At 68.4% G+C, this 21,936-nt stretch carries 24 protein-coding genes and 2 pseudogenes; 15 read left to right on the plus strand and 11 right to left on the minus strand.

Annotated features, from left to right (window positions below; translation table 11 throughout):
• Positions 1-321: 321 nt before the first annotated feature.
• From CLV54_RS04570 to CLV54_RS04590, 5 genes are all read left to right on the plus strand, one after another.
• Positions 322-735 carry a hypothetical protein gene (locus CLV54_RS04570; RefSeq protein ID WP_157802802.1) on the plus strand — a complete coding sequence of 138 codons (414 nt, stop codon included), beginning with the start codon at positions 322-324 and terminating at the stop codon, positions 733-735.
• A 96-nt stretch (positions 736-831) separates the two neighbouring features.
• Positions 832-2,451, plus strand: coding sequence for an amidohydrolase (locus CLV54_RS04575; RefSeq protein WP_100343795.1), 1,620 nt, complete (start codon positions 832-834; stop codon positions 2,449-2,451).
• Positions 2,452-2,552: 101 nt separating this feature from the next.
• Positions 2,553-4,934: an ATP-binding cassette domain-containing protein gene (locus tag CLV54_RS04580; protein ID WP_100343796.1), complete on the plus strand. Its 2,382-nt coding sequence runs from the start codon at positions 2,553-2,555 to the stop codon at positions 4,932-4,934.
• Between the two features lie 148 nt (positions 4,935-5,082).
• Positions 5,083-5,469: an SHOCT domain-containing protein gene (locus CLV54_RS04585; protein WP_100344365.1), complete on the plus strand. Its 387-nt coding sequence runs from the start codon at positions 5,083-5,085 to the stop codon at positions 5,467-5,469.
• 221 nt (positions 5,470-5,690) lie between these two features.
• Positions 5,691-6,260, plus strand: coding sequence for a dihydrofolate reductase family protein (locus CLV54_RS04590; protein ID WP_100343797.1), 570 nt, complete (start codon positions 5,691-5,693; stop codon positions 6,258-6,260).
• Positions 6,261-6,353: 93 nt separating this feature from the next.
• Here CLV54_RS04590 and CLV54_RS04595 read toward each other — a convergent pair whose 3' ends face one another.
• Complete coding sequence (locus tag CLV54_RS04595; protein ID WP_100343798.1) at positions 6,354-6,932, minus strand: TetR/AcrR family transcriptional regulator; 579 nt, start codon at positions 6,930-6,932, stop codon at positions 6,354-6,356.
• Positions 6,933-7,033: 101 nt separating this feature from the next.
• Between CLV54_RS04595 and CLV54_RS04600 the strand changes: the two genes are divergently transcribed.
• The gene (locus tag CLV54_RS04600) at positions 7,034-8,083 is read left to right on the plus strand and encodes an aldo/keto reductase (RefSeq protein WP_100343799.1); all 1,050 of its coding nucleotides are present in this window, start codon (positions 7,034-7,036) and stop codon (positions 8,081-8,083) included.
• 85 nt (positions 8,084-8,168) lie between these two features.
• On the opposite strand, the gene CLV54_RS04605 is transcribed toward CLV54_RS04600, so the two are convergent.
• Together CLV54_RS04605 and CLV54_RS04610 are read right to left on the minus strand one after the other, a co-directional pair.
• A complete protein-coding gene (locus tag CLV54_RS04605; protein WP_100343800.1) occupies positions 8,169-9,665 on the minus strand; it encodes a serine hydrolase domain-containing protein in 1,497 nt (498 codons plus the stop codon).
• 101 nt (positions 9,666-9,766) lie between these two features.
• On the minus strand, positions 9,767-10,228 hold the full coding sequence (locus CLV54_RS04610) for a MarR family winged helix-turn-helix transcriptional regulator (protein ID WP_100343801.1): 462 nt from the start codon (positions 10,226-10,228) through the stop codon (positions 9,767-9,769).
• A 63-nt stretch (positions 10,229-10,291) separates the two neighbouring features.
• On the opposite strand from CLV54_RS04610, the gene CLV54_RS04615 reads away from it, so the two are divergent.
• From CLV54_RS04615 to CLV54_RS04625, 3 genes are all read left to right on the plus strand, one after another.
• Positions 10,292-10,660: a VOC family protein gene (locus tag CLV54_RS04615; RefSeq protein ID WP_100343802.1), complete on the plus strand. Its 369-nt coding sequence runs from the start codon at positions 10,292-10,294 to the stop codon at positions 10,658-10,660.
• 101 nt (positions 10,661-10,761) lie between these two features.
• Positions 10,762-11,415, plus strand: coding sequence for an RNA polymerase sigma factor (locus tag CLV54_RS04620; RefSeq protein ID WP_100343803.1), 654 nt, complete (start codon positions 10,762-10,764; stop codon positions 11,413-11,415).
• The gene (locus tag CLV54_RS04625) at positions 11,405-12,370 is read left to right on the plus strand and encodes a hypothetical protein (protein ID WP_157802804.1); all 966 of its coding nucleotides are present in this window, start codon (positions 11,405-11,407) and stop codon (positions 12,368-12,370) included. Before CLV54_RS04620 ends, CLV54_RS04625 begins: the two co-directional genes overlap by 11 nt.
• A gap of 22 nt (positions 12,371-12,392) precedes the next feature.
• On the opposite strand, the gene CLV54_RS04630 is transcribed toward CLV54_RS04625, so the two are convergent.
• The 5 genes and pseudogenes from CLV54_RS04630 to CLV54_RS04645 all read right to left on the minus strand — a co-directional run bounded on the left by CLV54_RS04630 (position 12,393) and on the right by CLV54_RS04645 (position 15,578).
• Positions 12,393-13,337, minus strand: coding sequence for a patatin-like phospholipase family protein (locus tag CLV54_RS04630; protein ID WP_245861343.1), 945 nt, complete (start codon positions 13,335-13,337; stop codon positions 12,393-12,395).
• 143 nt (positions 13,338-13,480) lie between these two features.
• Positions 13,481-13,702, minus strand: a complete 222-nt coding sequence (locus tag CLV54_RS04635; RefSeq protein WP_100343805.1) for a hypothetical protein — start codon at positions 13,700-13,702, stop codon at positions 13,481-13,483.
• 130 nt (positions 13,703-13,832) lie between these two features.
• Positions 13,833-14,600: a HEAT repeat domain-containing protein gene (locus CLV54_RS17770; RefSeq protein WP_245861345.1), complete on the minus strand. Its 768-nt coding sequence runs from the start codon at positions 14,598-14,600 to the stop codon at positions 13,833-13,835.
• 158 nt (positions 14,601-14,758) lie between these two features.
• Positions 14,759-14,857 (minus strand): annotated as a pseudogene (locus CLV54_RS18200) (MerR family DNA-binding transcriptional regulator); the annotation flags it as partial.
• Positions 14,858-14,888: 31 nt separating this feature from the next.
• On the minus strand, positions 14,889-15,578 hold the full coding sequence (locus CLV54_RS04645) for a HEAT repeat domain-containing protein (RefSeq protein WP_342745259.1): 690 nt from the start codon (positions 15,576-15,578) through the stop codon (positions 14,889-14,891).
• Positions 15,579-15,660: 82 nt separating this feature from the next.
• Between CLV54_RS04645 and CLV54_RS04650 the strand changes: the two genes are divergently transcribed.
• The 3 genes from CLV54_RS04650 (at position 15,661) to CLV54_RS04660 (ending at position 17,359) form a co-directional block, all read left to right on the plus strand.
• Complete coding sequence (locus CLV54_RS04650; protein ID WP_100343806.1) at positions 15,661-16,143, plus strand: TMEM70/TMEM186/TMEM223 family protein; 483 nt, start codon at positions 15,661-15,663, stop codon at positions 16,141-16,143.
• Between the two features lie 122 nt (positions 16,144-16,265).
• The gene (locus CLV54_RS04655; RefSeq protein ID WP_100343807.1) at positions 16,266-17,138 is read left to right on the plus strand and encodes an EamA family transporter; all 873 of its coding nucleotides are present in this window, start codon (positions 16,266-16,268) and stop codon (positions 17,136-17,138) included.
• Positions 17,139-17,140: 2 nt separating this feature from the next.
• A complete protein-coding gene (locus CLV54_RS04660; RefSeq protein WP_211294489.1) occupies positions 17,141-17,359 on the plus strand; it encodes a hypothetical protein in 219 nt (72 codons plus the stop codon).
• Between the two features lie 29 nt (positions 17,360-17,388).
• Here CLV54_RS04660 and CLV54_RS17780 read toward each other — a convergent pair whose 3' ends face one another.
• Together CLV54_RS17780 and helR are read right to left on the minus strand one after the other, a co-directional pair.
• On the minus strand, positions 17,389-17,916 hold the full coding sequence (locus CLV54_RS17780; RefSeq protein WP_211294450.1) for a hypothetical protein: 528 nt from the start codon (positions 17,914-17,916) through the stop codon (positions 17,389-17,391).
• Between the two features lie 103 nt (positions 17,917-18,019).
• Positions 18,020-20,185 carry an RNA polymerase recycling motor ATPase HelR gene (helR, locus tag CLV54_RS04670; RefSeq protein ID WP_211294476.1) on the minus strand — a complete coding sequence of 722 codons (2,166 nt, stop codon included), beginning with the start codon at positions 20,183-20,185 and terminating at the stop codon, positions 18,020-18,022.
• Positions 20,186-20,291: 106 nt separating this feature from the next.
• Between helR and CLV54_RS18105 the strand changes: the two genes are divergently transcribed.
• Genes CLV54_RS18105 through CLV54_RS04680 form a run of 3 tightly spaced genes read left to right on the plus strand, consistent with a single transcriptional unit; the run spans position 20,292 to position 21,173 of the window.
• Positions 20,292-20,420, plus strand: coding sequence for a hypothetical protein (locus CLV54_RS18105; protein WP_281258150.1), 129 nt, complete (start codon positions 20,292-20,294; stop codon positions 20,418-20,420).
• A gap of 52 nt (positions 20,421-20,472) precedes the next feature.
• The gene (locus tag CLV54_RS04675; protein WP_100343809.1) at positions 20,473-20,952 is read left to right on the plus strand and encodes a DUF2975 domain-containing protein; all 480 of its coding nucleotides are present in this window, start codon (positions 20,473-20,475) and stop codon (positions 20,950-20,952) included.
• Positions 20,952-21,173 (plus strand): helix-turn-helix domain-containing protein, encoded by a 222-nt coding sequence (locus CLV54_RS04680; RefSeq protein ID WP_100343810.1) that lies wholly within the window; start codon positions 20,952-20,954, stop codon positions 21,171-21,173. The genes CLV54_RS04675 and CLV54_RS04680 overlap by 1 nt, the downstream gene beginning before the upstream one ends.
• On the opposite strand, the pseudogene CLV54_RS04685 reads toward CLV54_RS04680, so the two are convergent.
• A pseudogene (locus CLV54_RS04685) lies at positions 21,170-21,928 on the minus strand (Pr6Pr family membrane protein). The gene CLV54_RS04680 and the pseudogene CLV54_RS04685 sit on opposite strands and share 4 nt — an antisense overlap.
• Positions 21,929-21,936 lie beyond the last annotated feature (8 nt).

A 21,936-nucleotide genomic window follows, 5' to 3' on the forward strand; every position in this document is an offset into this window, starting at 1 on the left:
TCCGAATTGTGGGGCAATAATAAACAATTGCATTCGGATAAGAGGCTCCATCATCCTGAATACGCATGTGGCATGCCACACGTGTTCAAGGGGGGAATGTGTCAAATTCAGGTAGAACGATAACGGCAATCGTCGCGGCGTTTGCAATGAGCGCCTTGCTTTCGGGATGCATAGCTGACGGGGAAATCCAAGGAATGACGTCGGACATCCAAACGGGGCCAGATGTCCTGATTACTGATCCTGTACATACGCCTGTGATGGGGGACTACTCTCCCTCACGATTTGTAGAGGCCGCGGCCACGTTCCCCACGGAACTAGCGTATGAGATTTGCGCCGAATTTCGTCCCTGATCCAGATCTCGGGTTTTCATCGAACCCATTGCTTGCTCGAGTGTTGGCCGTCATCCTGCCGATTGCTGTGTTTGTCGCCGCTCCGTTCGTTTTCGTGCCGATCTACATCGAGCGGCGTGAAAGCCTGGCTACTCTCTGTTTCGAGCGCTTGCATCTTTCAGAAGGCGGTCGCGTCGATGCCGGGTTCTCGTGGTTCCCAACGGTCGGCGCAATCTGCAGCACGGAAGGGGAAGGAACGATCGTGACTGCCTATCCGCCGCTCTGGATCACGGTGGTCTTCTACTCATGGGTCGTTGTGCTTCTACTGTGGGTGGCCGTTCTCTACTACCGAAGCTCGATGGAGCCTTTCTCTGGTCACCGGAAAAAACGAAACAGTTGGTGGTGACCGTCTGATGCCGTGAACGCGTTCTAGTCGGGTTGAGACAGCCGCCACAATAGGAGGGCGACGCCGTTGCGTCGGCATTCGAGCGATGGGGAGCACATGTCGGGCAGTTCGCGGGAGACACTTTTTCTGGGCACGATCCTGACCATGGACGAGTCGCGTCCGCGGGCGGAGGCGGTGCTCGTTCGCGAAGGCCGCATCGTCGCGGTCGGTGACGAGGGCGACATCCGCTCGCAGGCCTCGGCGGATGTCGCGGTCGTGAGCCTGGGGGAGCGGGTTCTGCTGCCCGGCTTCATCGAGGCCCACGGTCACCCCACCGACACGGCAGCCGTGTTCTCGGAGCTGATCGCCGACATCCGGCCGGTCACGATCGCGACAGCCGAGGGCGTGCACGAGGCCCTGCGCGCGGGTGTCGCCGCGCACCCTGAGGGCGCATACTTCAACGGCTGGGACGGCCTGCTGCAGAAGGGGCTGACCGACCCGACGCTCGCCGAGCTCGACGAGCTCGGGGGAGGGGCGCCGGTCGTCATCCTGCACAACTCGGGCCACGTGGTCTACTTCAACACCGCGGCGGCGAAGGCGGCCGGCATCGACAAGAACTCGCCCGACCCCGTCGGCTCGCACTGGGAGAAGGATGCCGCGGGCGAGCTCACGGGCAAGGGTTTCGAGGTGGGCTGCGTCTTCGCGATCGCGGAGTCGGTGCTCGTCGCCGCGCAGAAGGAGCTTCCGCAGCTGCTCCACACGTATCTGAGCTCGCTCAACGCCGTCGGCATCACAACGGTGAGCGACATGAGCTGGAGCGAGGCCAAACGCCCGGCGCTCGACGCGGCCCGCGCGGCGGGGCTGACCGCCCGCATCCGGCTCTACGAGATGTCGGCGCCTGGAGCGCACGCGAGTGTGCCGCTCGACAACGGAGATGATCTCGTGTCTCAGGTGGGGGTGAAGACCTGGGCCGACGGTTCGCCGTGGGTCGGCAACATCCAGCTCTCGTTCCCCTACCTCGACACACCCGCGACGCGGTCGATCGGCATCCCCTCCGGGTCGCACGGCTCCTCGAACTACACACGCGAGCAGATGGACAGCGTGGTCGAGCAGTACTTCCCGCAGGGCTGGCAGCTGGCCTGCCACGCGCACGGCGACCTTGCGATCGACATGGTGCTCGACGCCTGGGAGGCCATGCTCGAGCGGCATCCGCGGGTCGACCACCGCCTGCGCCTCGAGCACGTCGGAACGATGTCCGCGACACAGTTCGAGCGTGCGAAGACCCTGGGTGTAACCGTGAGCATGCTCATGGACCACGTGTACTACTGGGGTGAGGTGCTCGTCGACGACCTGTTCGGTGCCGAGCACGGGGCGCCATGGACGAACGCTCGCGCCGCGTTGGATGCCGGGCTGCGCGTCTCCTTCCACAACGACGGCACGGTGACGCCGGCCGAACCGCTGCGCAACATGACCGTCGCGATGACCCGCACCACGCGTTCCGGCCACCGCTATCCGGGCGTCGACGGCGTGACGATCGAGGAGGCCCTGCGCGCCCAGACCATCGACGCGGCGTGGCAGCTCTTCTCCGACGACATCATCGGAAGCATCGAGGCGGGCAAGTACGCTGACTTCGTTGTGCTGTCGGCCGATCCGCACACTGTCGAGCCGCAGGATGTCGCCGGGCTCGACGTCGTCGCCACCTATCTCGCGGGCGAGCTCGTGCACGGCGGGCTCTGAGCTGCTCGGGGTTGCCCTCGAGTTTCCGCCTCGGCCCGCAACGCCCGGATCGATCGGGTTTCGAGAAGCACGGGGTCGGATGCCGCCGCTAAAGTGACTGCATGACAACGACAGACCCGCAGCCGTCTGCGCTGCACGATGCCGACAGCCATGACCTGATCCGCGTGCAGGGCGCACGCGTGAATAACCTCAAAGACGTCAGCGTGGAGATCCCGAAGCGCCGTCTGACGGTGTTCACGGGTGTCTCCGGCTCGGGCAAGAGCTCGCTCGTGTTCGGCACGATCGCGGCCGAGTCCCAGCGCATGATCAACGAGACCTACAGCGCATTTCTGCAGGGTTTTATGCCGACACTCGCGCGTCCGGATGTCGACGTGCTCGGCGGCCTGACGACGGCGATCATCGTCGACCAGGAGCGGATGGGCGCGAACGCCCGATCCACCGTCGGCACGGCCACCGATGTCAACGCGATGCTGCGCATCCTCTTCAGCCGGCTGGGGGAGCCGCACGTCGGCTCACCGCAGGCGTTCTCCTTCAACGTCGCCTCGATCTCGGGAGCGGGCGCGGTGACCATCGAACGCGGCGGCTCCACGACCAAGGAGCGGCGGAGCTTCAGCATCACGGGCGGCATGTGCCCGCGCTGCGAGGGCATGGGCACGGTGAACGACATCGACCTGACCCAGCTCTACGACGACTCCAAGTCGCTCAACGAGGGCGCGCTCACCATCCCCGGCTACACGGCCGACGGCTGGGGCGTGAAGATCTTCACGGGCTCCGGCTTCCTCGACGCCGACAAGCCGATCCGCGACTACAGCGAGAAAGAGGTGCACGACTTCCTCTACCGCGAGCCGGTCAAGGTCAAGGTCGGCGACATCAACATGACCTACGAGGGCCTCATCCCCAAAGTGCAGAAGAGCTTCCTCTCGAAAGACCGTGAGGCGATGCAGCCGCACATCCGCGCCTTCGTCGATCGGGCGGTCACCTTCACGACGTGCCCCGACTGCGGCGGAACCCGGCTCAACGAGGGGGCGCGATCGTCGCGGATCGCGGGGCTCAACATCGCCGAGGCCTGCGCGATGCAGATCAGCGACCTGGCCGAGTGGGTGCGCGGGCTCGACGAGCCGTCGGTGGCGCCCCTGCTCGCCACACTGCGGCACACCCTCGACTCCTTCGTGGGGATCGGCCTGGGCTACCTCTCGCTCGACCGGGCGTCGGGCACGCTGTCGGGCGGTGAAGCGCAGCGCACGAAGATCATCCGCCACCTCGGCTCGTCTCTCACCGATGTCACCTACGTCTTCGACGAGCCGTCGATCGGCCTGCATCCTCACGACATCCAGCGCATGAACGAGCTGCTGCTGCTTCTGCGCGACAAGGGCAACACCGTGCTCGTCGTCGAGCACAAGCCGGAGATGATCGCCATCGCCGACCACGTCGTCGACCTCGGGCCCGGCGCGGGTTCCGCGGGCGGCACGATCTGCTACGAGGGCACTCTCGAGGGGCTGCGGGCCAGCGGCACGCTCACGGGCCGCCACCTCGACGACCGAGCCGTGCTCAAGAAGACGGTGCGCACACCCAGCGGAAAGCTGCAGATCAGGGGAGCGACGGCCCACAACCTGCGGGATGTCGACGTCGACATCCCGCTCGGAGTGCTCGTCGTCGTCACGGGCGTCGCCGGCTCGGGCAAGAGCTCGCTCGTGCACGGGTCGATCCCCGCCAGTGAGGGCGTTGTGTCGATCGACCAGGGCGCGATCCGCGGCTCCCGGCGCAGCAACCCGGCGACCTACACGGGAATGCTCGAGCCGATTCGCAAGGCCTTCGCGAAGGCGAACGACGTGAAGCCCGCGTTGTTCAGCGCGAACTCCGAAGGCGCGTGCCCGAACTGCAACGGCGCCGGCGTCATCTACACCGATCTGGGGATGATGGCGGGTGTCGCCACGACGTGCGAGGTGTGCGAGGGCAAGCGGTTCCAGGCATCCGTGCTGGAATACCAATTCGGTGGACGGGACATCAGCGAGGTGCTCGCGATGTCGGTGACCGAGGCCAAGGAGTTCTTCGCGGAAGGGGAGGCGCGCACACCGGCCGCGCACGCCATCCTGGAGCGCCTCGACGACGTCGGCCTCGGCTATCTGAGCCTCGGCCAGCCGCTCACGACTCTCTCGGGCGGCGAGCGGCAGCGTCTCAAACTCGCGACGCACCTGGGGGAGAAGGGCGGGGTCTACGTGCTCGACGAACCGACCACGGGACTCCACCTCGCCGACGTCGAGCAGCTGCTCGGCCTGCTCGATCGACTCGTCGACTCCGGCAAATCGGTCATCGTCGTGGAGCACCACCAGGCGGTCATGGCGCACGCGGACTGGATCATCGACCTGGGCCCCGGCGCGGGCCACGACGGCGGCCTGATCGTCTTCGAGGGCGCGCCGGCCGATCTCGTCGCCGAGCGCTCGACACTCACGGGAAAACACCTCGCGGCCTACGTGGGCGCCTAGAAATAGGTTCGCGTCCCTGTTAATGACCGTGGGACGTGAAGACGACCCGATGGGTGTCATCCGTTTCGGGTGATGTGTCGATGGTCGCCGAGCAATAGCTTCGAGCCAGGCGGGAGTGATCGGCACTCCGCGAGATCGGAGCTTCGACATGAGCGTCTGGGAGTTCTTCGTATGGTTTTTCTGGTTCTACATCGTCATCTCGTGCATTTCGATCTTCATACGGGTCATCATCGACGTGTTCCGGGATCCTGAGCTCAGCGGTTGGGCGAAGGCGCTGTGGTTGCTTTTCCTGGTCTTCTTGCCGTTCCTCGGAGCTTTCATCTATGTGATCGTCCGCGGCCGCGACATGGGTCGACGTGGGATGACGGCTTCGCGCGAAGCCGAAGAACGGATTGACGATGACATTCGTTCGGCCGCGACATCGACCTCGGCTGTCAGCGACATCGAGACTGCGAAACGACTTCTCGACAGCGGCGCTGTCACCCCGGCCGAGTACGACGCCCTGAAGGCCAAAGCCCTGCGGGGAACGGCGTAGATCCCACCCCACCTCTGAGCGCGATCGTTATCGCCGATAATGCACATTATGTCAGTTAAAAGTCACAGCACCGGTTGGCGAGCTGCGATCGCCTCCCCGCACGCCAGCGGACCGCCCTAAAGTTGGTGCGAAAAGGAGCACCGATGAGAATGGCGCCGGCGGCCGCCTCCGTACCGGCGCGGTAACCCGGGCACGCATCGCGCATCAAGGAGAGCAACGAGATGAGACCACTTCGATACTCGATCGACGTCACGCTCGACGGCTGCTGCCATCACGAGGCGGGGCTCCCGCCGGACGAGGAGTCGATGCGCTACTGGACGGCTGAGATGGAGCGGGCCGATGCCCTGCTCTTCGGCCGGGCGACCTACCAGATGATGGAGTCGGCGTGGCGGAGGCCGGCCACGGGCACATGGCCCGGCTGGATGGATGAATGGGAGGTTCCGTTCGCCGAGGCCATCGACGGGGCGAAGAAGTATGTCGTGTCGAGCACGCTGAGCGGGGTCGATTGGAATGCCGAGCCGCTTCGAGGCGACGTGGGGCAGGCGGTTCGGCGGCTCAAGCAGCAGCCGGGTGAGGGCCTGTGGGTGGGTGGCGTGACGCTCCCCCTGGCGCTGGCCGATCTGGGGCTGATCGACGAGTACGAGTTCGTTGTGCAGCCGGTGCTCGCCGGGCACGGGCCGACGTTGCTCGCCGGTCTGCGCGAGCGCATCCAGCTCGAGCTCGTGGAGCGCCGTGAGTTCCGATCGGGGGCGGTCGCCGTGCGATACCGGCCCGTGCGAGTTGCGGCGTGACATGATCGTGTTCGCGCGGCGACCGAAGCCGCGCGCTGTATCCGCCGACTCCTGCGGGAATCGGGCATGCGGGAACGGCGGGCCGACGCGAGGCTATTCGGGCGAGGCCTGGAGGCCGCTGAACACCGTTGCGATGAGCCGGCGCCCCTGGGCCTCGCCGGCCTCGTCGGGCGCGACCCGCCAGAGGAAGCTCATGAGCATGATGATGTCCGACGGGTCGTGACCCGGCGCGATCGTGCCCTCTGCGACGCAGGCGTCGACGAGCCTGCCGACGGCTTCCGACGCGGGCCCCCAGGCGGAGGCGACCATGCTCTGCGCGGCGGCGCTGTGCAGGGCGTCCCCCAAGCCGTGCTTGATCTTGATGCTGGCGGCGAGCACGTCGAACCACTCGATGAACGCCTCCTTCGCTGAGGAGTTCCGAGCGAGGACCTCGTCGACGGTGATGCTGAGGCGGTCGATGTCGCGCTGGTAAGCCGCGAGGATCAGATCTTCGCGGGTCGGGAAATGCCGGTAGAGCGTTCCCGCCCCCACCCCCGCGCGCTTCGCCACGTCGTTCAGCGGCACCAGCGGGTTCTCGGTGAACAGCTCGCGCGCGGCGTCGATGATCGCGATGCGGTTCTGCGCGGCCGCTCGGCGCTGCGTTCCGTAGGTGGCGGGAGTCTCTGCGGTCATAAGTCGATGATGCCCTCAATTGACTTGCGGAGAGTTCTCCGCTAGTTTCGTCTCAGATGCGGAGAATTCTCCGTGATATGAGGATAGCAGGAGGAACACTTGTGGACTACGTGAAGCTCGGCACAACCGGCCTCGACGTCTCCCCCATCGCCATCGGCGCCATGAGCTATGGCGAGCCCGGCCGCGGCCACCCCGTCTGGTCGAAGGGTGAAGACGAGGCGAGGCCGCTCATCAAGCATGCGCTGGATGCCGGCATCAACTTCTTCGACACCGCCAACATGTACTCCAACGGCTCCAGCGAGGAGATCCTGGGGCGCGCTCTGAAGGATTTCGCGAACCGTGACGATGTGGTGATCGCGACGAAGCTCCGCCACCCGATGCGCCCAGGCCCCAACGGCCGCGGGCTGTCGCGGAAGGCGATCATGACCGAGGTCGAGCACTCCCTCGACCGGCTCGGCACGGACTACATCGATCTGTACCAGGTGCACCGCAATGACCATGCGACCCCGCTCGAGGAGACCCTGGAAGCGCTCAGCGATCTGGTGAAAGCGGGCAAGGTGCGCTACCTCGGTGCATCGTCGATGCACGCCTGGGAGTTCGCGAAGGCGCTGCACCTGCAGAAGCTCAACGGGTGGGCCCGTTTCGTGACGATGCAGGACCATTACAACCTGCTCGCCCGCGAGGAGGAGCGCGAGATGATCCCACTCTGCAGCGACGAGGGGGTCGGAACCATCGTCTGGAGTCCCTTGGCCCGCGGCCGTCTCGCCCGCGCGTGGGACGACGCGAGATCCACCGACCGCTCGTCGACGGACGGAGCCTACGCGGACACCCTCTACTCCCCCGCCGAGGAAGAGTCGAACCGGGCCATCATCGATGCGGTCGGTAAGGTCGCTGAGGCGCATGGCGTCAGCCGTGCGACGATCGCTCTGGCGTGGTTGCACAGCCGGCCCGTCGTCACCGCCCCGCTGGTCGGTGCCGGATCCACGCGGCAGATCGACGACGCCGTCGCGTCGCTCGACGTGACACTGACGGACGACGAGGTGACGTCACTCGTCGAGCCGTACACACCCCGCTACGACTGGCAAGGCGTCTCGGACGAGGCCGAGCTGGACGCGATCCGCGCACGCATTCCTGGAATGGCACTCCGTTGAGCGCCGGTCGCCGACTCGATCGAGGACACGGCTGAGAGCATCCTGGCGCACGCCTCGCCCTGACGGCCGGCCGGGCTCTCCGCCGCTACCGGCCGGGGTCGGTACCGGGTGTGCGGCGCCTGGCGGACAGCGCCAGTACGCCTCCGACGGCCAGGAGCGCTGCAGCGACGAGTCCGGGGGCGATGAAGTCGGATGCCGCGTATCCGGTGTCCGCGAGGGTGGCTTTGTGCGGCGTCCGGGCGTCGTCCTCGGCTTTGTGCGGCCTGTCGGGGTCGTGTGACGGAGTCGGCGCCGGGCCCCTCCGATCGGCGACGAGCAGCGCGAGGATCGGGACGGCGAGCTGCTCATCACCCACCCGTTGCATGTTGAACATCGTGGTGACGCCTGTTCGCAGGCTCGGGGCGAGCGCCGTGTCGGTGCTGGACCCGGCCGTGCCGCCGTTCTTGAAGGCCCAGGGCGCACCCACCTCCGACGACCTGGCGGAGTAGAGCTGCCATCCGAGCCCCATCTGGAAATCGGCCTCCTGGCACTGCGAGGGCGATGAGCACAGGGTGGTGATGGTGCTGACCGGCTCGAGCGTGTTCGCCATCGTCTGCACGCCGAGCGGCGCGGCCGGTGGGATGTAGCCGAGGTGGGCGGCGACCCAGGTGCCCATGTCGGCGGCATCGGAGATCAGGCCGCCGGCTCCGCTGATCGCATTGGTGTTGTCCCAGTAGTACGTCGGCTCCCCGGAGGCCATGTACGGAGGGGCGAGGCGCGGGCCAGGGGTCTCGATCATCGTGGAGGACATCCCCAGGGCGTCGAGGAACGCCCCGTCGATCGCTGACTGGTAGGCGGGCGGCTGCGATGCCGGGACGGGCTCGACGACGTTCGCCAGGATGGTGCCGAGCAGGCCGAACCCCCAGTTCGAGTAGAGCCACCGGGTGCCCGGCTGCCACAGCAGCGACTGCTGCGCGATGGCGTCCCACAGCATCGTCTGCGTGTAGCCGGGGTGCGGGTTCTCGCAGCCCGGGGTGCTGCCGCAGCCGTCCTGGAAGTTCGGGGGCACGTCGGGGAGCCCGGCCTGGTGGGTGGCGAGGTCGCGCAGGGTGATCGGTGTGGTCGTGCCGGTCTGCGGGTCGGCCCACTCCGGCACCGTGATCCCGGCCGGCGCGTAGAGCTGCACCGCGTCGTCGAGCGATACGCGGCCGGATGCGACGAGGTACGACAGCAGGTCGGCCGTGAAGACCTTCGTCTCGGATCCGAGCTCGAACTGCGTCGAGGCATCCACCGGCGTCGCCGATCCCGGGACCGGCTGACCGGCGGCGAACGTCGTGATCACCGGGCTCGACCCGGCCGGGTCCGGGGTGACCACCGCCACGGACAGGCCCGGGAGACCGTGGGTCGTCCTGAAGGACTCGACCTTCTTCTGGATCTTCTCCTTCAACGCGGGTGTCATCTCCACGACGGCCGTGGACGCCGGGTCTGCCGCGGCTTCCTCTGCGACTGCAGCGATCGGCGCCGCGCTCACCGAGAGCGCGACGAACGCCACGGCTGCGATCGCAGCCGCGGATCGGGGCCGGCGGCGTCGCGAGATGCTCATGGTCACAGCTGTCTTCCTTCGCTCAGGGGCTGACGTCTCCGTCGTGCGAGACCGGGGCGCGGGGCGCCGGGCGAAAGTCAAGCGCAGGAAATCGCTCGTCGTCAATCACCATTTCGCGGGTCGTTGCGCAGGGAGCGGATCATGCTCTGCAGGATCCTGAAGGCATCCGACTGCTCGTCCTCCGTCATGCCGCCCAGCATCCGGAGCTCGACGGCCCGGACCGCAACGGTCGCTTCCTCGAGGCTTCGCCGACCGAGTGGCGTGAGCCGCGTGGGAAGAGCCTTCCCCACGGGGGCCTCCCCCGGCCTGCTCACGTAACCGTCCCGCTCCAGGGCCTGCAGCAGCACGTTCATCGACTGCCGTGTCACGAACGCCCCGCGAGCGAGCTCGGAGTTCGACAGGCCCGGGCGCTGGGCCAGCAGCTCGAGGCAGGAGTAGTGCGTCACGCTCATGCCGAGCGGCCGCAGCACTGCCTCCATGGCGGTGCGCAGGGCACTCGACGCCTCTTTCAGCAGGTAGCCCAGCGACGTCTCCAGGTCGACTCCGGTTCGATCTTGACTCATGTCAGTATTCTGACATAGATTGACCTGTGTCAGAAAACTGACACAATACGAAGGAGCAACACCATGCCCGTCACCGGCCCCGACTTCATCTCACTCCAGACTCGCGATCTCGACGCGTCGCAGGCGTTCTACGAGCAGTACCTCGGCCTCGTCCGTTCGCCTGCAGGCCCTCCGCACGCCGTCGTCTTCAAGACGACGCCGATCGCGTTCGCCCTGCGGGACGTCGTTCCCGGCACCGACCTGGCATCCGTCGCTCAGCCCGGCATCGGCGCCGCGATCTGGCTCCACGCCACCGAGGTCCAGGCCATTCACGACGCCCTCGCCGCCGACGGCCACACGATCGTCTCGGCTCCGATCGACGGCCCCTTCGGTCGCACGTTCACCTTCGCCGACCCCGACGGATACCACGTCACCCTTCACGACCGCGCCTGAGGGGCCTGCGCCGTCAGTCCGTGACGGCCAGCCCCTTCCTGAGGCGGCACTGTCGATGCGTTCCAGCGTCCAGGCCGCCCATCCGCGACCGCCTGACAGCGATGACGGCTCCTGAACGGGCGCGATCACAGCCCAGGAACGCTGCTTCGCGATTCTCGGAACCTTTTGCTCGATCGTGGACACTTCATAGTGTGAGTGTCAATGACGAGGAAGCCTGGGCCGAGGCTCTCGCGGGCAGAGGGAACGCCTTCGGGGAGATCTTCGACCGCCACCGCGCCCGTGTGTATCGGCACTCCCGCGGCTTGGCCCCGTCGTGGTCCGACGCGGACGACGTCGTGGCCGTGACCTTCCTCGAGGCGTGGCGCAAACGCAATGACATCCAGTTCGTCGACGGCTCGATGCTGCCGTGGCTCCTTCGGACCGCCACGTTCACCGCGAGCAATCTCACCCGCGCCGCGCGACGCTACCGTGCCGCGCTGCTGCGCCTTCCCGCGGGCGACGTGCAACCGGACCACGCGGAGCAGCTCGACGACGGCGAAGCGGTGGCGGCCCTGAGAGGGCTCTCCTCCATCGACCAGCAGGTTCTCACGCTGTGCGTGCTCGAGGGCCTCAGCGCGGAGGACGCCGCCCGAGTGATGGATGTGCGCGTCGGCACGATCAAGTCCCGGCTCTCGCGAGCCAAAGGGCGGCTGCGCGAGGCCGTCAGCGAATCGACCACAGCACTGCGGCCGGAAGGTGTGAACGATGTCCTCTGAGATGCCACACGGCGAACGCGACACCGAGCTGCGGCGGATGCTCGTCGCGACCGCATCAGCCGCCCCCGTCCGCCCCCGCCGCCGATGGAGCATCGGCGCACCGATCGTCGCCTTCGCTCTCGCCGGGGCGCTGACGGGAGCGGTGTCCGCCGCCGCGTTCAACGCGCCTCCGGAGCGTGCGCCCGTGAGCGTGGACGCGTTGGTCGACTCGTTCATCCCCGACGACACGCAACTGTTCGGAGCCCCCGTGGTCGTCGACGGGCACCGCGACACCGCCGTGCCGCTCGGTGCGATGCCCGAGGGAGCAGTCGAGCTCGCGGTCGTGTTCCGCTGCGAGGACCCGGGGAACTTCGACCTCCTCGTCGACGGAAAGGCCGTGATGACGATGATCTGCGATGAGGGCTCGACGGCCTCTGGCGGGGGCGGAGGCTATTTCAGCGTGAACGACGCGTCTGCGCACACCCTGGCCATCTCCGACGGAGAGGGGAGACGCTACGTGGTCTGGGCGTCGTGGGTCGCTCGCGCCGTTCCTCTCCCGCTTTCGCCCGAGCAGGCAGCAGCGTTGGCCGACGGCGCGGTCACCCAGGCGGATTACCACACGCAATTCGACCGATACGCGGAGTGCATGGCCGTGGCCGGACACCCCCTGGAGGGCGTCGACACGTCCGGCACGATCATCCGGTACGTCGCGTCAGGCGCTGCCGTCTCCTCGGGTGCAGCTGACCGCTGTTACGCGCAGGAGTTCGCTCAGGTCGACAGGGCGTGGCAGAGCGAGCACCAGGACACCTCCGACGACGACCGGGCGCTGCGTGCCTGTCTCGAGGTCGAAGGCATAACGCCCGTCGAGGGCGGCGACCCGGCATCCCTCTGGCGGCAGGTCCAGGCGGCCGGCATCGATCCCGTGAGATGCCTCTTCGACGACAACGCACGCCGGTATCCTCTCGGCTCCAACTGACATCCAGGGTGTGGATGTCTGGTCAGAACTCGCCGAGCCGTTCGGCGAAGGCCCGGCCTTGCTCGTAGCCGGCCCGGGCGGCGGGCGGACGCAGCGACGGATCCATCGCGTTGACGCCGAACAGATGCTCGGAGTCGCTGCCCGGGACGATCGTCTCGACGCTGCTGCCGCGTGAGCGCAGCTCGTCGAGCTGCGTGGCGAGATGCGTGCCCCACTCCACCGGGGTCAGCGCTCTGCCGCCGAACGGCGACAGCACCAGAACCCGTTCGTATCCGTCCGCCAGATCGGCGTTCTCGGCATTGGCCCGGTAGCCGCCGTCGATGTACAGCGCGTCGCCGATCCGGTAGGGAAGGCCGCTGGAGCAGCTGGCGGCGACGGCGTCCACGAGCTCGACCCCGCTGTCGCGATCGAACACCACCGGATCTCCGGTGCGGGCGTCGACCGCCGTGATGAGAGTCCTCCGGCGCGGCCAGTGCTCACTGGGCAGCCGCGAGGCGACGGTCGCGCGCCACTGCGCCTGCCAGGTGCCGTCTGCCGCGGCGTCCCTCTCGAGCGCCGCCGCGCCCGATCTGCGGCGTAGCTCGGCCGCGTCCCCCGCGGAGGCGATGATCGCTCTCATCCTCTCCATGTGGTCGACCACCGGCCTGGCCGACGCGCCTCCCCGGTCTGATCCGGGCGCTCCCGTCCGGGGCTGAGGAGCAGCGGCGAGGATGTCGGCGAGCAACCCGGTGGGGGTGGCGCCGCCCAGCTGGGCGGCGGCTGTCGCGCCGGCCGACGTCCCGATGATCAGGTCTGCGGTGGTCACGTCGCGCCCGGCGTCGAACAGGCCGGCGAGCACGCCGATGAGCCAGGCATTGCCGGTCGATCCGCCACCGCCGAGCACCAAGGCCGTGCGGGCTGTGAGGGAGGGATGTGCCGAGACGGTGTCGGAGCTCGTCTCCGAGGTGAACTGAGGTGTGTGGTTCATGATCGTAGCTTTCTGAGGGTGCGTGCAGCGCTCCCCGCGACGGCTACGTCAGTCGCGCGATCGTGAACTCGAAGGAGCGCCCGGAGTGGACGGTGTGTGCATCGGGCTCACCTCCTCGAATCGTGTCACGTTCGACGAGAACTCTACCGCTCGGGGCTCGGTGGGCCAATCGCCGATGCCGTCTGGGCCTTCTCCAATCCGGAGCGCAAGCCATCGCGCCGGAGTGCAGGGCCGTCGAAGGCTGTTATGAAGGCGGCCACATCCGGAGTGATCGAGTCGAGCAGCGCCCGGCGAACCGCACGGGCGTGCACGCTGTCCGCGTGCTCGATCGTGTCCCGTCCGAACGGGCTCAGCTCGACGAGCATCTGCCTCCCCTCCCCCGCCTCGAGCCGGGTGAGGAGGCACCGTGAACGCTGACATGCTCCCGCTCTTCGTCGCGTTCCTCCACTCGGTTCTTCCGTTCGGTCAGTTCATCGAGGCGACTCGCGCAGTGGCCTACTTCGGCTCATCCGGACTCGCTCCCCACCTCCTGGTCCTTCTTGCCCGGGCGGCCGTGGGCGCGGCTGTCCTCGCGACCGCCATGGCGGTGAGCGCCACGCGGCGATCGGGATCGTCGGCAAGGGTCAGGAGCAGGTCGTGCGTGACGGGGCCGCGCAGCTCGGCGAGTGCCTGCGTGAGCCGCAGTCGGGTGTCGAGGGAGACCGTCCCGCGACCGAGCTCCTGCGCGAACGCGGCGGCGATCCGATCGTCGAGGTCGTGATCACGGGCGAGGGCGCCGAGGGTCTCGGCAGCCTCGACGTCGTGGGCCCCGGCGACGACCATGCCGATGAGCTCCGGGATCGCTCGGGTGTCGCGGCGAGCCCCCAGGGCGAGGGCGGCATGTCCGCGCACGACGGGGTCGGCGTGGGTCAGCGTGCCGACGAGCAGCGCGACGGCGGCCTCGGTGCCGGAGTCCGCGATCGCCGTCACGGCTCGGTGCCGCCTCTGCGCCACGGATGACGTCAACGCCGGGCCAAAGACGGCCAACGCGTCATCCGAAGCACGACCGCGCGATCGCCGCAGCGCCCATCGGAGCGCCCCGGACACATTCGGGTCGTCCTCCTCGAGCAGGGCCTCGGCGAGAAGCCCGACGGCCGGAGCCGAGCCGTCGGCAGTGGCGAGAGCGCTCTGCTGGCGTCTCGACGGATCGTCGGAGTCCAAGCCGCGTATGAGCGAGACGATGCGCAGCACCTCCGTCCACGCCGCCGGGTCGCTGTTCCGCACGTGGTGCAGCCGTCGGAGCAGCTCTCGTTCGCGGTCGATGCGCTCCTGCGTGCTCGCGATGAGCTCATCGACGAGACGGGCGGGGCGGCATCCGCGTCGTCGAGCGCGCGCCGCAGATCGCGCAGCGACATTCCGAGCGACCGGAGGCTCTCGACCTGGAACAGACGGTGGATGTCGGCTGCCGAGTACTCCCGGTACCCGCCCGTCGTGCGCCCCGTCGGCGAGACGAGTCCCAGGGAGTCGTAGTGCCGCAGCATGCGGGTGCTGATGCCCGCATGCCGCGACACCTCACCGATCAGCACGATCGTCGCCCGTGATCGGGCTGTCCCGCAGTGCGACGAGGCGCTTCGCCTCGACGATCGCCGCCTCGAAGCCCTCGTGCGGGTCGCGCAGGAGGCGTTCGGTCGCGATCGCGTGCGCTCGCACCTCCGGGTCGCCGTGCTCTGCGGCATCCGCCAGCACCGGCGTCGCAGCATCACCGAGATCGGCCAGGGCGCGGCTGAGGCTCAGGCGAACCTCCCGGTCTCCGCGGGCGAGCTGGGAGGCCAGAGCCCGGGCGAGTTCTGCCGCGCCGTCGTCCGGCACGAGCACGACCGCGGCTCGCCATGCGCTTCGGGCCACGTCGTCGTCGGGGTCGCGCAGAAGCCCGGGCGTTATCGCCGCCCACCCTCGAGGGTCGCCGATCTTCGACAGGGTGTGCAGCGCCTGGCTGCGGGCCTGGGGCCGCTCCGCCGTCGTCTCGCGGAGCAGGCGGGGCACGGTGTCGGCGGCGGGATGCCGGGTCAGCGACCAGGTGAGCATGTCGCGCACGAAGAAGTCCGGTTCGGTCGCGCACCTCTCGACGAGGATCTCGATGTAGCCGGGATCGGGGTTCGTGCCCGCGGAGAGCGCAGCCTGCAACCGAGCCGACGAGTCCGGGGAGCCCAGGGCCGCGCGCAGCCGTGCACCCGGGTCCGCCTGGTGTGTTGTCGTCATCATCACAACCTCCTCCACTCAGCGAACACCTTCACATCATGTCAAGGTCAAGGTCAAACACGATCCGAGCCACTACCATCGGCACATGAGGTCTGACGAGCTCTGGATCGCCGAGGACGGCAACATCGATCGGGTCGTACCGAAGGGCCCGCTCGCGCGTTTCGCCAGCTATGCATCGGGAGTGATCGCCCTGCTGCTCGGTCCGGCCCTCATCGTCGTCGTCGTCGCTGTCGGCGAGTTCGGCTGGCCCACGATCGTGGGCGGCATAGCGGTGCTGGTCGTCATCGGCGGTCTCGGTCTGGCCTCCATGGTGTCGACGGCACGCATGCAGAGGCGCGTCGAACGCCTCTCCCAGCGTGGGCGCCCTGCCGTTGCAGAGGTCGTCGCCTCGAAACCGATCCCCCTGGGCGAGGAGACCGGCATCGAGGTGACCCTGCGTGTCAGCGGTGCCGAGGTTCCGTCGTTCCAGATGACTCATCGCGGTATGCCGGGGCAGGTCGACCGCCTCGGGCAGCGATTCCCCGTCCTCGTCGATCCGGCCGACGGCGCCTACCTGCTCGTCCGCTGAATCCCCCGCCCATCCGACACCGTCTCGTCTCGGGTTTCACGAGGCCTCGGCAGGCCGCTCGCAGACGACGACGGGATGACCGCACCGCGCGTCGACCTCGCGGGGCACCCTAGGCTGAACCAGTGAACAACCGGTCGTCGCAGTCGTTCGCCGCCCTGCTCGTGCTCGGCGCCGGCATAGCGGCGGAGTCCGGGGCGGCGGTCGCCGTGCTCATCTTCCCTGAGCTCGGGCCGATGGGGGTCGTCAGCCTGCGGATCGGTTTCTCCGCGGTGCTGCTGCTCGTCATCGCGCGACCCCGGCTCCGCGGGCGCAGCCGGGCCGACTGGATGACCGTGGTCGGCTTCGGCCTGGTGCTCGCGGTGATGAACGTCTCCTTCTACCTGGCGATCGAACGGATCCCGCTGGGGGTCGCAGCGACGATCGAGGTGCTCGGCCCCCTCGTGCTGTCGGTCGTGATGGGGCGCCGCGCGCTGAGCTGGGTCTGGGCGATCCTCGCCTTCGCAGGCGTCGCGATCCTGTGCGGGGTCGACGTCGGGCGGCTCGACCCCGTCGGCATCGCGCTCGCGGTGCTCGCCGGCGTCTGCTGGGCGGGATACATCCTCGGCTCGGCGCGCACGGGCCGGCGGTTCGAGAGGCTCGAGGGGCTCGCGCTCGCAATGGCGGTGAGCGCGATCGTGATCCTTCCCTTCGGCATCGTGCTGGCCGGGCCCGCTCTGCTGCGGCTCGACCTGCTGGGGCTCGGACTGCTCGTAGCCGTGCTGTCGTCCGCGATCCCCTACGGGGTCGAGTTCGTCGCCCTGCGGCGGCTGCCGGAGTCGACGTTCGGCGTGCTGATGTCGCTCGCGCCGGCGACAGCGGTCGCCGCCGGTTTTGTGCTGCTGCATCAGGCGCTCACGCCACTCGACCTCGTGGCGATCGGCCTCGTCACCGCCGCGAGCATCGGTGCGGTGCTGACCGGCCCCGAGAAGGCGCCGGTTGCCGAGCCCATCCCCTGAGCGTGCGAAAGGATCGATGGGATGCCGCGCGGCTTCGTGATCGGCCGCCCGGCTCCTCCAGCGTGACGGCGGAGTTCGACACCCGTACGCCGCACTGGTTCGGGCGCGTCGGCCCCGGCGACGTCGAGTTCCTCTCCCTCTTCGGGCGCCAGGGCGAGCGCATCCACGTGCGCGCCGCGCCACCCGGCCGCCTGGGAGGGGCCGCGGCCAGCGAGTCGTGAGGATGCAGGCCCGGTCGACCGGGCGAGCGTCAGCTCCGGAGGCTGCGCTTCCGTCGCGCGCCCAGCCACATTCCGACGCCGACCAGCACGACGAGCGCGGCGAACCCGCCGATGACGGTGAGCTCGACCGGCACACCCGACTGCGCGAGCGGCCCGTCACCGTGGCCGCCCGGCGTCGATGGGGAGGTTCCGGTTCCGCCCGGCGCTGTCTCGCTCGGCTCGGGGGTGGGCGTCGCCGTCGGGGTGTCCGTCGGGTTCGGGGTGTCGGTCGGGGTCGGAGTGTCCGTCGGAACGGAGGTGCGCTTGGGCACGACGACGCGCACGTCCATCGTGATGGGGTCGTCTTCGGCCTGGTCGGTGGGCACGGCCTGGTCGGTGGGCACGGATGTCGCCGCCGACACGGCGCTCGCGCCGCCGAGGCTCATGGCCGCGATCAGGAGGACGGAGGGGAGTATCCGGGTCGTCCTGCGCTTCTGCCCCAGCGGTCGGGAGGAACGCCGCAGAATGCGGTCGATCTCAGCGCGGAGGGTGGATCCAAGACGAGACAGTTGCTGCATGGTCACTACATTGTCAGCGCTTGGTTTCGGGAGTGGTGTGCGCATCTGAAGTACGGGTTAACAAGGTGCCGAATCGGCATTCCCGTCGGCCGATCTCGGCCGATCACCGCGTCGTGAGGATGACGAGCTGCTGGGTCGCCCGGGTCATCGCGACGTAGCGGTCCACGGCGCCCTCGATGCCGTCGCCGAACGTCTCCGGGTCGACGAGCACGACCAGGTCGAACTCGAGACCCTTCGACAGCTCCGGGGTCAGCGACCGCACACGGGATCCCGGCCCGAACAGCTCGCCGTCGACCTCGCCGGTGCTGATGACGCAGGCGATCCCGTCGTCGTGCCCGTCGAGCCAGGCGCCGACGATCGAACCCAGCTCGGCCGCAGGCCCGTGCACGACGGGGAGGCCGCTGCGGCGCACGGATGTCGGCACATTGGCATCCGGGATCACCGCACGGATGACCGGCTCGGCCTCCGCCATGACCTCCTCGGGCGTGCGGTAGTTGATGCTCAGGGTGGCCAGGGTGACATCGTCGAGCCCGACGCGCTCGAGTCGCTGCCGCCACGACTCCGTGAACCCGTGCCGGGCCTGGGCGCGATCCCCCACGACGGTGAAGCTCCGTGACGGGCAGCGGCGCAGCAGCATCTGCCATTCCGCGTCGCTGAGCTCCTGGGCCTCGTCGATCACGATGTGCGCGAAAGGGCCCGCGAGCGTGTCCGGGTCGATGGCGGGCAGCGCCGACTCGTCGTCGAGGGAGTTCTGCACGTCCTGCCCTCGCAGCATCGACATCACGAGCATCTCGGAGTCGTCGGATGCGATCAGGTCTCCCACGACCTCGGCCCGACGCTCGCGCTCGGCGGCCATCGCGGCGTCGCGCCGACGTCTGACCCGCGAGGCCTCCGGGTCGCCGATCCGCTGCCGTGCGGCGTCGAGGAGAGGCAGATCCGACACCGTCCAGGCCCGTGCATCCTCCCGGTGAAGACTCCGGATCTCCTCTGGGGCGAGCCAGGGAGCGCAGATGCGCAGATAGGCGGGCACCGACCAGAGGTCTCCGACGACGCCGGCCGGATCGAGCAGCGGCCAGGTCTTCGCGAAGGCGCCCGTCAGCTCCTCGTTCTGCAGCAGCGCCCGGCGCAGCAGATGAGGAGGAACCTCCTCGTCGTCGACCTGGTCGACCACGATGTCGAGGAGCGCCTCCCAGACCTGCTCGCGCGCCTCGTTGTGCGAGCTGCCCGGGTCGGCCGCGTCGAACGCCTCCGCCCAGTCGGCGGCGCTGAGCCAGACGTCCGCCCACGGCGTCTCGACCGTCATCCCCGCGGCGGGCGGCCTCTCATAGAACGCGACGGCCGCTTCGATCGCCGTCACGAGACCTGTGGACGACTTCAGCGCGGCGATCTCCGCATCGGCCTCGATCCCGGCTGCCGCGCCCTCGGCGACGAGATCCCGCAGGGTGCAGATCTGCACGCTCTCCTCCCCGAGGCTGGGGAGCACGTCGTCGACGTAGGCCAGATACGCCGGGTGCGGGCCGACGAACAGCACGCCTCCCCCGCCGCGGGAGAGACGGGGGTCGGCGTAGAGGAGGTAGGCGGTGCGGTGCAGCGCCACGACCGTCTTCCCCGTGCCCGGCCCGCCGTCGACGACGAGCGCGCCGCGTGATCCCGCGCGGATGATGGCGTCCTGATCGGCCTGGATCGTGCTGAGCACATCCCGCATCCGCGGCGACCGGCTGCTGCCCAGGCTCGCGATGAAGGCGGACTGGTCGTCGAGCGCGGCGTTTCCGGCGAGCCCCTCCGCGGTGAAGACCTCGTCCCAGTAGTCGCTCACGCGGCCGCGGGTCCAGCGGTAACGGCGACGGCTCACGAGGCCCATCGGGTCGGCGTGGGTCGCCCCGAAGAACGGCTCGGCCGCCGGGGACCGCCAGTCGAGCAGCAGCCGGCGACCCGTGCTGTCGCTGAGCCCGAAGCGCCCGACGTACACGGGCTCCGAGTCATCCGTGCCGACCATGCGCCCCAGGCAGAGGTCGAGGCCGAAACGGCGCAGGGCGCGCAGACGGGCGGTCAGGCGATGGATCTCCATGTCGCGGTCCATCGTCTCCTGACCCTCGCCGCCGGGCAGCCTGCGCTCGAGGTCGAGGCGATCGGACAGCTCGGCGATCGACCGCGCGAGGCTCTCCGCGATCGCCGAGAAGTGCTGTTCGTCGGCGGCGATGAGGGCCGGATCGCCCTTGGCGGCGAGTCGGTCGGGCAGGTCGAATGCGCTGGCGGTCGGAGTCACGATCCACGATTCTCCGGCACGACCGGGGTCTTGCGGCAAGCCCCCTGCTGCGCTATAGATTGAAAGTGGCGGGGTCGTCACCGCGCAGCAGGTCGAGTGCTCTCCCTGTATGACGTACGCATCCGCTCTCTCCGACCGTCCTCTCCGTGCCGATCACCACGTGAGCGTTCTCGCCGAGGCGGCGCTACTCGGCGAGGAGGCCCGCCTGCGCCACCGGGTACTTCCGTCGCAGGCGTGAACTCGATACTCGATCTATTGACAATCGATAGATATAGATCGAGAATCAATCCATGAATCGTCTTGCCGTTCTCGCTCTGCGTGTGCTCCTCGTGATCCTCTTCCTCGGGACCCTGCTCACGCAGGCGTGGTACATCCCGCAGTTCGCGGCGAATGCGGCGCAGGCGGTGCCCGAGCTCGCCTACCTCGCCGTGCCCTACACGATCGTCTGCATCGTGATCGTGGCCTGCGTGCAGGCCGTCTTCGTCGCCATGTGGGCGCTGCTCTCGATGGTGAGGCGCGGGGCGATCTTCACCGGGCGCGCCTTCCGCTGGGTCGACCTGATCATCGTCGCCGGCATCGTCGCCACCCTGCTCACCTTCGCGATCGAGTTCCATCTGCTCGGAATCGTGGATGTCGGGCCGCCCGTTCTCGGCGTCGCGATGACCGGCGTGGTGATCGCCGGCGCCGCCTTCGTCTCGCTGATGGTCGTGATGCGCAACCTGCTCCGTGCGGCGACGGCGCTCCAGGACGAGCTCGCGGAGGTGGTGTGATGGCGATCATCGTCGACATCGACGTCGAGCTCGCCAAGCGCAAGATGTCGGTGGGCGAGTTCGCGGAGGCCGTCGGGATCACCGTCGCGAACATCGCCGTGCTCAAGAACGGACGCGCGAAGGCGGTGCGCTTCACAACGCTCGACGCGATCTGCCGGGTGCTCGAATGCCAGCCCGGCGATCTGCTGCGCTGGGTGTCCGACGACCCGGACGACCTCTAGTCCGATGCCCCCGCGATACCGCTGACGGTCGCGGCCGGCCGCTCGGCTCGGGGCCGGTCGCGCACGAGCGAGGGCAGGCGCCGGTCGAGGATCGTGAGCACGGCGGCGATCGCCACTCCGATCACGAGCACCACGGCGGAGTTGCGCACGGAGTCGGCGAAACCGATCGTCGCGACGTCGAGGAACGGGTAGGGATACCAGCCCGTGACGGCGCCGTGCACGAAGGTGTAGACGAGCCACAGGAGCGGCTAGATGAACGCCGAGGCCGCCGTTCCCCACGACATACGCGGCCGCGGCCCGAAGACGAGCCAGCCGATCAAGGTCGTCCAGGGCGCGATGTAGTGGAAGCCGATGGTCGCCACGAAGGCCCAGCCGGTGAGGTGCACAAGAGGCGCGAGGATCGTCTCGTAGACGAGACCCGTGATGATGATGCCGAGCAGGGCGTCGAATCGCAGCACTCGCCAGACCGTGCCGTCTGCGCGGACGTTCAGGGCGAGCACGATCGAGGTTCCCAGCACGAAGAGATTGCTCTGGATGGTGAAGAAGCTGAACAGGCGCACGAGCCGTGTGGCGAGGCTCTCATCCGCTCCGGTCGAGCCCGAGTTGGCGTCCTGCCCTCCGGTGAAGATGAGCACGAGCTGGATCACCAGCGCGATCGTCACCACCACCGCGATCCCGCCGAACCAGATCCGGGCTGCGCGAGCCCGCGCATCCTCGGTCGTCGTCGTCGCCTGATCCGAGATCGACCCGCCCATATCCGTAC

The sequence above is a fragment of the Compostimonas suwonensis genome (assembly GCF_002797855.1).
Classification (GTDB): domain Bacteria; phylum Actinomycetota; class Actinomycetes; order Actinomycetales; family Microbacteriaceae; genus Compostimonas; species Compostimonas suwonensis.

Bases quoted from the DNA above. Each gene is read 5' to 3' on its own strand.
- CLV54_RS04570 (WP_157802802.1), top strand. From the start codon at position 322: ATGAGATTTGCGCCGAATTTCGTCCCTGATCCAGATCTCGGGTTTTCA.
- CLV54_RS04580 (WP_100343796.1), top strand. From the start codon at position 2,553: ATGACAACGACAGACCCGCAGCCGTCTGCGCTGCACGATGCCGACAGC.
- CLV54_RS04615 (WP_100343802.1), top strand. From the start codon at position 10,292: ATGCCCGTCACCGGCCCCGACTTCATCTCACTCCAGACTCGCGATCTC.
- CLV54_RS04610 (WP_100343801.1), bottom strand. From the start codon at position 10,228: ATGAGTCAAGATCGAACCGGAGTCGACCTGGAGACGTCGCTGGGCTAC.
- CLV54_RS04675 (WP_100343809.1), top strand. From the start codon at position 20,473: ATGAATCGTCTTGCCGTTCTCGCTCTGCGTGTGCTCCTCGTGATCCTC.
- CLV54_RS04650 (WP_100343806.1), top strand. From the start codon at position 15,661: ATGAGGTCTGACGAGCTCTGGATCGCCGAGGACGGCAACATCGATCGG.
- CLV54_RS18105 (WP_281258150.1), top strand. From the start codon at position 20,292: ATGACGTACGCATCCGCTCTCTCCGACCGTCCTCTCCGTGCCGATCAC.
- CLV54_RS04630 (WP_245861343.1), bottom strand. From the start codon at position 13,337: ATGAACCACACACCTCAGTTCACCTCGGAGACGAGCTCCGACACCGTC.
- CLV54_RS04575 (WP_100343795.1), top strand. From the start codon at position 832: ATGTCGGGCAGTTCGCGGGAGACACTTTTTCTGGGCACGATCCTGACC.
- CLV54_RS04625 (WP_157802804.1), top strand. From the start codon at position 11,405: ATGTCCTCTGAGATGCCACACGGCGAACGCGACACCGAGCTGCGGCGG.
- CLV54_RS04620 (WP_100343803.1), top strand. From the start codon at position 10,762: ATGACGGCTCCTGAACGGGCGCGATCACAGCCCAGGAACGCTGCTTCG.
- CLV54_RS04635 (WP_100343805.1), bottom strand. From the start codon at position 13,702: ATGCTCGTCGAGCTGAGCCCGTTCGGACGGGACACGATCGAGCACGCG.
- CLV54_RS04585 (WP_100344365.1), top strand. From the start codon at position 5,083: ATGAGCGTCTGGGAGTTCTTCGTATGGTTTTTCTGGTTCTACATCGTC.
- CLV54_RS04645 (WP_342745259.1), bottom strand. From the start codon at position 15,578: ATGATGACGACAACACACCAGGCGGACCCGGGTGCACGGCTGCGCGCG.
- CLV54_RS04680 (WP_100343810.1), top strand. From the start codon at position 20,952: ATGGCGATCATCGTCGACATCGACGTCGAGCTCGCCAAGCGCAAGATG.
- CLV54_RS04595 (WP_100343798.1), bottom strand. From the start codon at position 6,932: ATGACCGCAGAGACTCCCGCCACCTACGGAACGCAGCGCCGAGCGGCC.
- CLV54_RS17780 (WP_211294450.1), bottom strand. From the start codon at position 17,916: ATGCAGCAACTGTCTCGTCTTGGATCCACCCTCCGCGCTGAGATCGAC.
- CLV54_RS04605 (WP_100343800.1), bottom strand. From the start codon at position 9,665: ATGAGCATCTCGCGACGCCGCCGGCCCCGATCCGCGGCTGCGATCGCA.
- CLV54_RS04590 (WP_100343797.1), top strand. From the start codon at position 5,691: ATGAGACCACTTCGATACTCGATCGACGTCACGCTCGACGGCTGCTGC.